This window comes from Antribacter soli (genome assembly GCF_021568775.1).
GTDB lineage: Bacteria > Actinomycetota > Actinomycetes > Actinomycetales > Cellulomonadaceae > Antribacter > Antribacter soli.
The window spans coordinates 139,683-151,432 of record NZ_JAKGSG010000025.1 but is presented as its reverse complement, the minus strand read 5'-3'; the positions used below and the strand labels follow the sequence as shown (position 1 = coordinate 151,432).

General features: G+C 72.8%; 9 protein-coding genes. 7 read left to right on the top strand and 2 right to left on the bottom strand.

Features of this window, described 5'->3' with window-relative positions; genetic code table 11:
- The first annotated feature begins 70 nt into the window (after positions 1–70).
- The 6 genes from L1785_RS08135 (at position 71) to L1785_RS08110 (ending at position 6,361) form a co-directional block, all read left to right on the top strand.
- Entirely contained in the window at positions 71–931 is an 861-nt protein-coding gene (locus tag L1785_RS08135; RefSeq protein WP_236088711.1) for a fumarylacetoacetate hydrolase family protein, read from the top strand.
- Positions 928–3,054 (top strand): acetate--CoA ligase family protein, encoded by a 2,127-nt coding sequence (locus L1785_RS08130; RefSeq protein ID WP_236088710.1) that lies wholly within the window; start codon positions 928–930, stop codon positions 3,052–3,054. Before L1785_RS08135 ends, L1785_RS08130 begins: the two co-directional genes overlap by 4 nt.
- The gene (locus L1785_RS08125) at positions 3,038–4,276 is read left to right on the top strand and encodes an FAD-dependent monooxygenase (protein ID WP_236088709.1); all 1,239 of its coding nucleotides are present in this window, start codon (positions 3,038–3,040) and stop codon (positions 4,274–4,276) included. The genes L1785_RS08130 and L1785_RS08125 overlap by 17 nt, the downstream gene beginning before the upstream one ends.
- A gap of 49 nt (positions 4,277–4,325) precedes the next feature.
- Positions 4,326–5,378, top strand: coding sequence for an alpha/beta hydrolase fold domain-containing protein (locus tag L1785_RS08120; protein ID WP_236088708.1), 1,053 nt, complete (start codon positions 4,326–4,328; stop codon positions 5,376–5,378).
- Positions 5,379–5,450: 72 nt separating this feature from the next.
- Complete coding sequence (locus L1785_RS08115; RefSeq protein ID WP_236088707.1) at positions 5,451–5,906, top strand: MarR family winged helix-turn-helix transcriptional regulator; 456 nt, start codon at positions 5,451–5,453, stop codon at positions 5,904–5,906.
- A complete protein-coding gene (locus L1785_RS08110; protein ID WP_236088706.1) occupies positions 5,903–6,361 on the top strand; it encodes a DUF2231 domain-containing protein in 459 nt (152 codons plus the stop codon). Before L1785_RS08115 ends, L1785_RS08110 begins: the two co-directional genes overlap by 4 nt.
- A gap of 3 nt (positions 6,362–6,364) precedes the next feature.
- Here L1785_RS08110 and L1785_RS08105 read toward each other — a convergent pair whose 3' ends face one another.
- Entirely contained in the window at positions 6,365–9,385 is a 3,021-nt protein-coding gene (locus L1785_RS08105; protein ID WP_236088705.1) for a glycoside hydrolase family 2 TIM barrel-domain containing protein, read from the bottom strand.
- Between the two features lie 83 nt (positions 9,386–9,468).
- On the bottom strand, positions 9,469–10,752 hold the full coding sequence (locus tag L1785_RS08100; RefSeq protein ID WP_236088704.1) for an APC family permease: 1,284 nt from the start codon (positions 10,750–10,752) through the stop codon (positions 9,469–9,471).
- Positions 10,753–11,189: 437 nt separating this feature from the next.
- On the opposite strand from L1785_RS08100, the gene L1785_RS08095 reads away from it, so the two are divergent.
- On the top strand, positions 11,190–11,717 hold the full coding sequence (locus tag L1785_RS08095) for a hypothetical protein (RefSeq protein ID WP_236088703.1): 528 nt from the start codon (positions 11,190–11,192) through the stop codon (positions 11,715–11,717).
- The last annotated feature ends 33 nt before the right edge of the window (positions 11,718–11,750 follow it).

Here is an 11,750-nt window from a genome sequence, read left to right as displayed (position 1 = left end):
TACTTGACATATCTTACGCCGTTCGCCAATAGTTGTGTCACACAATGCCGTTCCAAGGAGCAAACTGACGATGAGGTTAGCCAGCACCGTCGACGCACGCCTGCACACTGTCGTGGGCGACCGTCTCGTCGACCTGACCGATGCCCTGGGGGTCGCGGGGGCCGGCGCGGGCGGTCCGCTGCTCGCGTTCCTCGAACGCGGCGGAACCCTCGCCGAGCTCACCGCCCTGCCGCTCGAGGGGCTGCCCACCCGCCCGCTCGACGGCGCTCGCCTCGCCGCGCCGATCGCCCGGCCGGGCAAGGTGGTCGGCGCTCCGGTCAACTACCTCGACCACAAGGCCGAGATGGGCGAGCAGAAGACGATCGCCGAGTACGGGGTGTTCCTCAAGGCGAACTCCTCGGTCATCGGCCCCGACGACTCGATCCGGTTGCCGTACAGCGACGTGCGTACCGACCAGGAGGGGGAGCTCGCCGTCGTCATCGGAAAGACGGCCAGCCGCGTGGACGTCGCCGACGCCCTCGACCACGTGCTCGGTTACGCCCCGACCCTGGACATCACCGTCCGGTCCACCGAGGACCGCTCGACCCGCAAGTCGTTCGACACGTTCACGCCGCTCGGCCCCTGGATCACCACAGCCGACGAGGTCGGCGACCCCGGCGACCTGGAGCTGCGCTGCTGGGTGGGTGGTGAGCTGCGTCAGCAGGTGCGCACCAAGGAGCTGATCTTCGACGTCGCCGAGCTCGTCGCCTACACCAGCCACGTCATGACCCTGTACCCCGGCGACGTCATCGCGACGGGCACCCCCGCGGGCGTCGGTCCGATCGCTGCGGGGCAGCGCGTGGTGGTCGAGATCGACCGGCTCGGCCGGCTCGACGTCCCGGTGACCGACGAGGGGGCGATCCCCTACGGGCGTCGCCCGGGCGCACGATGACCGCCACGCGCGCCGGTGAGGCGCCCCTCGGCTCGTCCGCACGCTCCGCGCACCCGCTGGACGCCCTGCTGCGACCGCGCAGCATCGCGGTGATCGGCGCCTCGGCCAGCCCCGACAAGGCCGGGCACGCCATGATGCAGGCGCTCGACGGCTTCGACGGGGAACTCTTCCCGATCAACCCCCGCGGCGGCACCGTGCTCGGCCGCACCGCGCTGACCGGCCTGGGTGAGCTCCCGGGCCCGGTGGATCTCGCCGTCCTGGTCGTCCCGCCGCAGGTCGTCCCCGGCGCGATCGAGCAGGCCGCGGCGGCCGGGGTGCGTGCCGCCGTCGTGTGCGCGGGCGGCTTCGCCGAGAGCGGCCCCGAGGGCCACGACCTGCAGGAGCAGGCCGTCGAGGCGGCGCGGCGCGGAGGTGTCCGGCTGCTCGGCCCGAACACGTCCGGCTTCATGAACCCCGTCGACGGCGTGTTCGCGAACTTCATGCCCGCGGCCGCCGGGCTGCGGCCCGGGACGGTCGGGATCGTCGCCCAGTCCGGCGGCGTCAACCTCGCGATCGCCTTCCTCCTCGACCGCGCCGGCATCGGCCTGCGCCTCGGCGTGGGGCTGGGCAACGCGGCCGACGTCGGCTTCGCGCAGATGCTCGACTTCTACGCGGAGGACGACGCGACCACCGCCGTCGGCCTGCACGTCGAGGGCATCGCCGACGGCGGCGCGGTCGTCGAGGCCCTGCGCCGGGTCACGGCCCGCAAGCCGGTGGTCGCCTTCAAGGTCGGGCGCTCGGACGTCGGCGACTTCGCCAAGTCACACACGGGGTCGCTCACCGGCTCCTACGCGCTGACCCGCGCCGCCCTCGCGCAGGCGGGAGCCGTCGTCGTCGACAGCCTCGACGAGATGGTCGCCGCCCTCCAGGCGCTGCGGTCCGTGCGGCTGCCCGCCGCGCCCCGGTCCGCGACCGGCGTCGCGGTGCTCACCGGTCAGGCCGGGCCCGGCCTCGTCGTCGCCGACGCGCTCGGCGTCCGGGGCGTGCGGGTCCCCGAGCTCGCGCCCGCGACCCTCGACCTGCTCGGGGAGCTGCTGCCCCCGCTGACCTACCAGCGCAACCCGGTCGACACCGGGCGGCCCTCCGAGACGTTCCCCGCCGTGCTGCGCACCATCGCCGCCGAGCCCGGGATCGCCGCGATCGGGGTGTACGCGCTCGACGAGCCCGGCGTCCTGGACCCGGTGACCGCCGTCGGGGGAGCCGCCGGCCGGGTGCTCTACGCGACCGGCGGGCCCGCCTCGGCGGTCGAGCGGCACCAGGCGCGGCTGGACGAGATCGGCGTCCCGCTGTACTCCAGCCCCGGCGACCTCGCCGTCGGCCTGGCCGCGCTGGTCAGCGACGCCGCCGCCCGCGCCGTGCCCGACGCACCGGCCGTCACCGCCACGCGGACGATCGGGCGCGTGCTGGACGAGGACGAGGCCAAGGCGCTCTTCGAGGCCCACGGCCTGCGCACCATGCGCCGGCGGGCGGTCGCGGACCGGGACGCCGCCCACGACGGCCTCGACGAGCTCGGCGGCCCGGACGCTCCCGTGGTCGTCAAGGTCCTCGACGCGGCGGTGCTGCACAAGTCCGACGTCGGCGGCGTCCACGTCGGGGTCCGCAGCCACGCGGAGCTCGACGCGGCCCTCGACGCGATCGACGCGATCGACGGCCGGACCGCCGGGCGCCGCTACCTCGTCGAGGAGCAGGCGCCGCGAGGCACCGAGCTCATCGTCGGCGGGGTCCGCGACGCGGTCTTCGGGCCCGTCGTCCTGCTCGGCCTCGGCGGCGTCGGGGTAGAGCTCGCCGGCGGCCCGGGCTCCGAGCCCGTGCTGCGGCTCGCGCCGCTGTCCGCCGAGCGCGCCGCCGAGATGGTCGACGCGCTGCCCGCAGCAGTGCTCGACGGTTTCCGGGGGGCGCCACCCGTGGACCGCGCGGCGCTCGCGACCACCCTGCTCGCCGTGAGCGACGTGCTCACGCAGCATCACGACGTCACCGAGATCGATCTCAACCCGGTGCGGGTCACGGCCCGCGGTCCGGTCGTCCTGGACGCCGTCGTCGTCGTCCGGACCCCAGAAGAGGAGAACCATGAACAGCACGCCTGAGCGGGGCGAGGTCCGCGAGCGCGAGACGCTCGTCGTGGGCGCGGGGCCGGTCGGCCTGGTCGCGGCCCTGGCACTGCGGTCCTTCGGCCGCCCGGTGACCGTCCTGGAGGCAGGGCCACAGGGGCGTCAGCGCCCGGGCAGCCGCGCGATCTTCACGCACAGCCAGACGCTGCAGATCCTCGACCGGCTCAGCCCCGGGCTCGGCGCCGAGCTGTACGAGCACGGCGTCTACTGGAACACCCAGCGCACGTTCTACGAGGGCAAGGAGGTCTACGCCAAGACCTATCCCGACCCCGCGCCGGGGACGTACCCGCACTTCACGAGCCTGCCGCAGGTGCAGATCGAGCGATACCTCTACGAGCGGGCGGTCGCCGCGGGGGTCGAGTTCGCCTGGGAGCAGGAGGTCGACGAGGTCGTCGCCGACGACGACGGGGTGCGGCTCACCACCCTCGGCGGGGACCGCTGGCAGGCGCAGTACGTGATCGCCGCGGACGGTTCGCGCTCGGCCGTGCGCAAGCAGATCGGCACCCGGATGGAGGGCGGGCGCGACGACGGCTGGTACATCGTCGTGGACGTCGACGAGCTCGAGCAGCCGACGCTGGCGCAGGAGCGGCACTTCCACTACGCCCACCCGGCGGTCGACGGCCGCAACGTCCTCATCGTGCCGTTCGCCGGAGGATGGCGGGTCGACCTGCAGCTTGTCGACGGCGACGACCCGGACAAGCTCGCCTCGCCGGACGGGGTGCAGGAGTGGCTCGACGCGGTGCTCCCGCCCGGGTACTCGGAGCGCACCTCGTGGGTGTCGACGTACCAGTTCCTCCAGCTCGTCGCGCACGACTTCGCCGACCCGGCCCGCCGGGTGCTGCTCGTCGGGGAGGCGGCCCACCTGTTCGCGCCGTTCGGCGCGCGGGGCCTCAACTCGGGCGTGCCCGACGCCGAGGCGGCGGCGTCGGCCGTCGTCCTCGCGCTCGCGGCGGGCGCGAGGGCGTCCGCTCGCACGGCCGTGGAGTCGTTCGCCCGGGCCCGCCGGTCCGCAGCGCTGTTCAACCGCGACGCCGCGGGGGAGGCGCTGGCGCACCTGCGCCCCTCGCCCGAGAAGGCCGCAGAGGTCCGGGCCGCCGCCGATCGCGCCCCGGAGGACGAGGCCGCGTCCACCTGGCTCGAGAAGGCGCCCTATGGGCCGCGTGGTGTGCACACCGCGCAGACCGTCTACCGCTACTGACGCACCGTGGCCGGCGACGACGCCGGCCCCCCCGGGAAAGGAAGAGGAGATGTCCGCTCTCAGCAATGTGTACGTGGCCTCGGCGGTGGCGCTCGGGATGCAGCGCCTGGCACTGGCCGGTCGCCGGCTGGCCAGTCGCGGCAAGGAGGCGCCGCTCGCCGAGTACCGCGCAGAGGTCGAGGAGATCAGCGTTCCGACCTCGATCGGCCCGGCGAGGGCGTTCGTCTACCGGCCCGTCGACCACGCCCCGAACCCGCCGGTGCACGTCAACTTCCACGGCGGCGGGTTCGTCATGAACGACGTGGAGATCGACGACCCGCTGTGCCGGTACCTCGCGGCGGAGGCGGGAGTGGTCGTCGTCAACGTCGACTACGCCGTCGCGCCGCAGCACCGGTTCCCCGCGCCGCCGCACCAGGCCTACGACGTCGTGCGGTGGGTCGCCGACTCCGGGGACACCCACGGCTGGGACGGGACGCGGCTCACGGTCGGCGGCCAGAGCGCGGGCGGGGCGCTCGCGGCGGCCGTGGCACGCCAGGCCCTCGAGCAGGGTGGCCCGGCCATCGCGCTCCAGGTGCTCCACTACCCTCCGCTGGACCTTGTCACCGCCGCACGGGACAAGGAGGCACTGGCCGTCAAGCCGCTGCTCATGCCCTGGATGGGCGACGTGTTCGACAGCGCCTACATCCCGGACCGTGCGATGCGCGCCGACCGCCTGGCCTCACCGGCCCATGCGGGTGACAGCGCCGATCTGACAGGCATCGCGCCGGCGGTGGTCCTGACCTGCGAGCTGGACCGGCTCCGCGAGGAGGGTGCGGCCTACGCACGACGGCTGCGCGACGCGGGCGCCCTCGTCACCCACCGTGACATCCCCGGGGTGGACCACGCCTACGACATGAACGACGTCGACACCGCCCGGGAGACGTACGCGCTCATCGCCGAGCACGTCAGGAAGGCGACGCAGAGCACCCGGGCCGGCCGGGGGCCGTCTTTCAACCCCCCCCCTTTTTTTTGTCCACGTGCTGCGGCCCAGAACGTGAACAACTACATGGTCGCGTCTGTCTGGCCGACGGGTCCCCGGATGGCCCCGTGCTACGCTACATAGCAAGCGATGTAGATTCGGAGGACAGGGATGGGTGCGAGGCCGTCGTTTCGCCAGGTGTCGCTCGGTTATCAGGTGAACCACCTGGCCCGGGTCTACGAGGCCGCGCTTCGGGTGCAGATCGCGCCGTTCGGGGTGACTCCGGGACAGTTCCCGGCGCTGCTCTGCCTGTTCGAAGAGGACGGCCTCACTCAGCGCGAGATGTGCGCACGGGTGCAGATCGCGCAGGCGACGATGGCCAACACGCTGCGTCGTATGGAACGGGACGGCCTCGTCACGAGGACGCCGGCTCCCGACGACGGCCGCAGCGCGCAGGTGTGGCTCACCGACCGCGCCCGCAAGATCGAGGACGACCTCGTCCGCATCGGACGGGGGATCAACCGCTCCGCCGTCGTCGGCCTGGATCCGGACGAGGCAGACGCCCTCCTGAAGACGATCCGACTGATGATCGACAACCTCACGCCGCCGGAAGGTGATCGTGATGGGGACGGGGCCCTCGCACCCGACCACCGAGAAACGGACCTGACATGACAGCTCAGATCCCGCCCCTGCACCCGCTCGTCGTCCACGCCTCCGTGGTCCTGACACCGCTGCTCATCGCCGTCAGCCTGACGCGCGTCGCCGTCTCCTCCTGGTCCGGCGTGCTCGACTGGGCCGTGATCGCCCTGGCCGTCGTCACACCCCTCGCCGCAGTGGCGACCAAGTTCAGCGGGGACAAGCTCAAGACCGAGCGCTACGACGTGGCCGTCGAGGCGGAACGGACCAGGATCGCCCAGCACGAGCGCTGGGGTGTCCCCGCGGTTGCCTCCGCCGTCGGGCTGAGCGTGCTTGCCCTGGTGCTGGTACTCGTCGGAAGCGCCTGGGGCAGCGCCATGACCTCTGTGCTCTCCGGTCTCGTCCTGCTCCTGGCAGCCACCGCGGCCTTCTTCGTCGTGCGCGCGGGCCACTCGGGCGCCGTAACCGTCTGGAGCGCGCTGCGGCCATAGGTTCTAGGCCCGCAGCACGATCTCCCAGCCGGCGGCGCGAGGCCACAGCGCATGACGTGGCAGGACGTCGGGGCCGCACGTGCGCGACCCGAGGCCGTGCTGCGCGGCGTCGAGGTACAGGTACAGGGCGTCCGACGCCGGCAGCTCGTGGTCGTGCTCCGCCTCGGACCACTGCTGGGCCGTGTGCCGCGCGAGCTGGAAGCCGGGGCGGGGCGACGTGCCCGACGCGACGGTGTCGAGGCGGAGCGCGCCGATCTCCAGGCTCCGCAGCCCTGGCCGGTGCCCCGACTCCTGCGGCCTGGCGTACGGCACCCGCAGGTCGTCGACGTGCGCCCGGAACCTGCCCACGTAGGCCGCGTCGGCACTGTCGGCGTACGACTCGGAGGGGCCGGTGCCGAACCACTCCACCTCGGGCCGCGCCATCTCGGCGCCGAGCTCGAACCGCGCGCCGACCCGCGGCCACGTGCAGTCCCAGGGACCGAAGGGGACCACCTGGAACGCCAGGTGCAGGCCGTCGGTCCGCAGCGCCCAGGTGAACGTGGACTCGATCCCGTACGTGGCGTTGGCCGGCATCGAGCGCAGGCGCCGCACGAGGCCGTGCTCGGTGCGCACGACCGACAGGGTGCGGTGCCGCAGCCGGTGCAGCCCCCGCTCCCTCCACCGCGTGGCCGACGGCGGGGCGTCCGGGTCCCCGCGACCCGCGGTGAGGGCCGGGTCGGCGGTCTCGTAGGAGCCCTGGCTCGCGTGCCGGTCGTTCTCGGTGGGCGCGCGCCACAGCTCAGGCTGCGGGCCGCGGATCGGCAGGTCGCCCCACGCGACGAGGTCGCCGTCGGTGTCGAAGATCGCGTCGCCCAGGCGGTACGGCCCGCGCCAGGCACCCGCCGCGGGGGCCGCCGGACGTGCGGCCTCGGCCAGGAGCCGCTGCGCGCGGGCGACGACGTGACCCGGCTCCGCCCAGGCGGCTCCGTCGCGCAAGGTGGCGAGCACCGTGAGCCAGGTCTCGCCCGTGCCACCGACGTCGAGCGCCTGTTCGGGCAGGACGATCGTCGAGGTGGCGCCCGGCGCCGTGCTCGGCAGGGCGAGCCGCCCGGAGGCGACGTCGTGCCCGTCGCGCTCCAGCAGCCAGTGGAGCTCGACGTCGTCGGTGCTCGCCGTGTGGCGGCGGTTCTCGATGGTGAGCGTCGTCGCGCCGAGGGTGAGGCGCACCGGCGCCCACACGGCCGCCAGCTCCTCGAGGGCGGGGGAGGGGGTCCCGTCGGACAGGACGAGGCCGTCCATGATGAACGAGCCGTCGTGGACCGGCTCGGCGAAGTCACCGCCGTAGGCGAAGTACTCCGTGCCGTCCGGCGTGCGGTGCCTGATCCCGTGGTCGCGCCACTCCCACACGAAGCCGCCGTGCAGCTTCGGGTAGCGGTCGACGAGCGCCTCGTAGTCCGCCAGCGATCCTGGCCCGTTGCCCATGGCGTGCGCGTACTCGCACATGATGAACGGCTTGGCCCGCTGCCGGGCGCCCTCGGCCGGCCCTACCTCGTGGACGGGCATCGTCGTGGTGCCGCACACCGACTCGATCTCCTCGAGCGTGGGGTACATCCGGGAGTACACGTCGGTGTAGGCGCCCGCGTAGTCGCCCTCGTAGTGGATGGGCCGGGACGAGTCACGGCTCCTGATCCAGGCTGCCATCTCGGCCAGGTTCGCTCCCGTGCCGGACTCGTTGCCCAGGGACCACAGGACGACGCTCGCGTGGTTCTTGTCCCGCTCGACGGTCCGCCGGATGCGATCGAGGCACGCCTCGCGCCAGGCCGGGTCTGCCGTGGGGTTCCCCTGCCAGCCGACGTCCCAGAACCCGTGGGTCTCCAGATCGCACTCGAGGATCACCCAGAAGCCCAGCTCGTCGAGGAGCTCGAGGGTGCGCGGGTGCGGCGGCTGGTGCGACGTCCGTATCGCGTTGACGTTGTGGCGCTTCATCAGGTGCAGGTCGCGCACCAGGGCGCTCTCGTCGAAGACCCGGCCGAGGTCCGGGTGGGTCTCGTGGCGGTTGACGCCCCGGAACACCAGGGGGCGCCCGTTCGCCAGCAGGCTTTCGCCACGGATCTCGACCCGGCGGAACCCCGCCCTCAGCCGGACGGTCTCTCCCGGTGAGGCGACCTCGACGTCGTACAGCCGGGGCACCTCCGCCGACCACGGCTCGACCGCCTCGATCTCGAACGGCGACGCCTCCTGGGGGGTCTGCCAGGTGGCGTCGATCCCGAGCTCAGGGCACCGCACCCGCACGGGGAACGCGCCGGTCACGGCCACGTCGAGCCGGCCGGCACCGGTGGCGCTGTCGTAGTCCGCGTGGAGGAACACGTCGTCCACGGGCTCGGACGGCCGCGCCAGCAAGGTCACGTCGCGGAAGATCCCGGGAAGCCACCACTGGTCCTGGTCCTCGAGGTAGCTGGCCGCGGACCACTGGTGGACGCGGACAGCGAGCAGGTTGGACCCCGGGCGCAGAAGATCGGTGACGTCGAGCTCGGTGGCGAGACGGCTCCCCGTGAACCAGCCGACGTCGACGCCGTTGAGCCAGACCTTCGCCAGGGACTCGACCCCGTCGAAGCGGAGCAGGACGCGCGCGGCGTCGTCGAAGGCGCGCGGGACCTCGAACCAGCGGCGGTAGTCCCCGGTGGGGTTCTCGTCGGGGACGTGCGGGGGATCGATCGGGAACGGGTACTGGACGTTGGTGTACGCGGGGCGACCGTGACCCTGGAGCACCCAGTGCGCGGGCACGGGCATCTCGCTCCAGCCGTCGGCCGGGACGTCGTCCAGCACGAACGCGGGCACCGACCCGTGATCGTCCACCGGGGCGCGATCGTGCAGGCGGAACTGCCACGTGCCGTTCAGGCTGAGCTGCGGCGCGTCGGTGCGCAGCCAGGCGCGCGGCGGAAGGCGGTTGGCGGCACCGGGCGACGTGTCGGCCAGGTGCGTCACCGGGGTCAGGGTCTCATCACCATCGCCGGCGGAAAGGGTCAGGTCCGACTCGGGGTCCATCGTCAGCAACCTCCATCGGTGCCTGTGAATCGTCCTGCAGCAGCAGAGCGTACTCCACCGCACTTCGGGCCAGACCGGGCCGCTCAGTCGGGCCGGGCTCGCCCGAGCCGGACCAGGCGCTCGGCGATCCCGGCGAGCAGGACGACAGACCCGCCGATCACGGCCGACGCCGGCAGCGAGAGCACCAGCGCCACGCAGCCGACCATGCCGACCGCCTGGAACCAGCGAGGGAACAGTCGCTCCGTGGTGGGCTGCGTCCAGGCCGACACGTTCGCCACGAGGTAGTAGACGAGCACGCCGAACGACGAGAAGCCGATGGCGCCGCGCAGGTCGACGAGCAGGACGAGCACGCACACCACGACGGCGAGCGCCACCTCGGCGCGGTGCGGCACCCGGTACCGCGGGTGAACGGCAGCGAGCCACCTCGGCAGGTCGTCCTCGCGTGCCATAGCGAGGCTCGTCCGGCCGACGCCGGCGATCAGCGCGAGCAGCGCACCGAGCGAGGCCGCCGCCGCGCCGGCTCGCACCAGCACCTCCGCCCAGGGCATCCCGGCCCGCTCCACCGAGGCGGCGAGGGGAACCGGGGACGACGCGATCCCGGCGGGGCCTAGCGTCACGAGCACCGTCACGGCGACCCCGAGGTACACGACGACGGTGAGGGCCAGCGCCACGACGATGGCCCGAGGGATGGACCGCCGGGGGTCGCGGACCTCTTCGCCCATGGTGGCGATGCGCGCGTAGCCGGCGAAGGCGAAGAAGAGCAGCCCGGCGGCCTGGAGCAGCCCGTGCACGCCCGACGGCGTGGCGAACGCCGCCGGTGTGCTCCACTGCGTACCGCCAAAGGAGCCCGCGGAGAGGCTGATCGCGATCATCAGGCCCAGCGCGAGAAGGACGAACGCGACGATCCACCGGGCGAGCCGTGCCGTGCGGGTGACGCCGCGGTAGTTGACGGCCGCCAGGAGCGCCACGGCCGCGACGGCGACCGGCTTCTCCCAGCCCGCGGGCGCGGCGTAGGCGGCGAAGGTCAGCGCCATGGCTGCGCAGCTCGCCGTCTTGCCGACGACGAACCCCCAGCCAGCCACGTACCCCCACCACGGCCCGAGCCGTTCCCGGCCGTACACGTACGTGCCGCCCGACGTCGGATACCGCGCGGCGAGCTGGGCCGACGACGTCGCGTTCGCGTAGGCGACGGCCGCCGCGACGACCAGCGCGAGGATCAGTCCCGTGGCAGCCGCCTCGGCACCGGCGCGCACGACCAGCGCCTGCGCGGCCGGCGCGAACGCGGCGAAGACGCCGGCCCCGATCATCGAGCCGAGGCCGACGACGACGGCGTCGGTGGTCCCGAGCCGGCGGGCGAGCTCGCTCATCGGACGGGGCCTGCTGGTCCTACGACCTCGACGAGAGGGGTTCTTCGCACGGGGCCTCATGCTGCCACGCCGGGGACGAGCGCCGCACGAGGAGCAGCGAGCTTGGTCACGATCGGGGACCGGAGGTGGCGCCATGTCGTGAATTCCCGGAATTCAGATCTCATTTCGCATTTGCTCATGTTTCTCAGGGGCAATTTCTCAGGGGCAATCAAGTGCCATTCGAAATGAAGCGAAACCTGCGCTGCCGAGTGGCGAGCGGGACGAGTTTGGGATTCGCTGGGTCGAGGGGGCGGGACCACCGAACCGCTCAGTGTTGAACGGCAAATGTTCTCGCGCGTCGCGGCCAGCGACCCACGTGCGCAGAACCCAATCGCGCCGAACAATCCAGCGCCCTCTGGGCGCACCCTGTAGCACCAGGAGCACGAAGGAGTGCACCCATGTCCATTTCCACGCGTACGTTGCGCGCCTGTCTGGCCGCCATCACGGCATTGTTCGCCGTGCTGGTCTTCGCCAGCCCGGCGACGGCGGCCACCTTCCCGCAGTTCGCGCCCAACGGCACGCACCTGCAGGCGGGAGCCATCGGCTGTACCGAGACCGCCACCGGTGTCAGCTGCTCCGCGTTCGAGCTCGCCGGTGTCGGGAACACCAACGCGACGGTCTCCCTGGTGGCGACCTACTCGGCGACCATCCAGTGCACGAACCGGGGCGGTGAGCTCGTCGAGTCCCACGACGACTCGGTGACCACCTCGACCACCGCGCAGGTCTTCCCGACCAAGAACGGCCGGCTCGCCGTCCCGGCGCAGACCTCGACGGCCCCGACCGCGGCCCAGGTCCTGACGCAAGCCGACTGCCCGAACCCCAACTGGACCCCCTCGGTCCTCGCGGGCAGCATCACGCTGGCGAGCTTCACCTACACGCTGACGTTCGCGGGCTTCAGCAGCCCGTACATCGTGATCACCGGCTGACCGTCAGGTCGGTCGAACACAGCGAGGCCGGGG

Bases quoted from the DNA above. Each gene is read 5' to 3' on its own strand.
- L1785_RS08135 (WP_236088711.1), top strand. From the start codon at position 71: ATGAGGTTAGCCAGCACCGTCGACGCACGCCTGCACACTGTCGTGGGC.
- L1785_RS08130 (WP_236088710.1), top strand. From the start codon at position 928: ATGACCGCCACGCGCGCCGGTGAGGCGCCCCTCGGCTCGTCCGCACGC.
- L1785_RS08125 (WP_236088709.1), top strand. From the start codon at position 3,038: ATGAACAGCACGCCTGAGCGGGGCGAGGTCCGCGAGCGCGAGACGCTC.
- L1785_RS08120 (WP_236088708.1), top strand. From the start codon at position 4,326: ATGTCCGCTCTCAGCAATGTGTACGTGGCCTCGGCGGTGGCGCTCGGG.
- L1785_RS08110 (WP_236088706.1), top strand. From the start codon at position 5,903: ATGACAGCTCAGATCCCGCCCCTGCACCCGCTCGTCGTCCACGCCTCC.
- L1785_RS08105 (WP_236088705.1), bottom strand. From the start codon at position 9,385: ATGGACCCCGAGTCGGACCTGACCCTTTCCGCCGGCGATGGTGATGAG.
- L1785_RS08100 (WP_236088704.1), bottom strand. From the start codon at position 10,752: ATGAGCGAGCTCGCCCGCCGGCTCGGGACCACCGACGCCGTCGTCGTC.
- L1785_RS08095 (WP_236088703.1), top strand. From the start codon at position 11,190: ATGTCCATTTCCACGCGTACGTTGCGCGCCTGTCTGGCCGCCATCACG.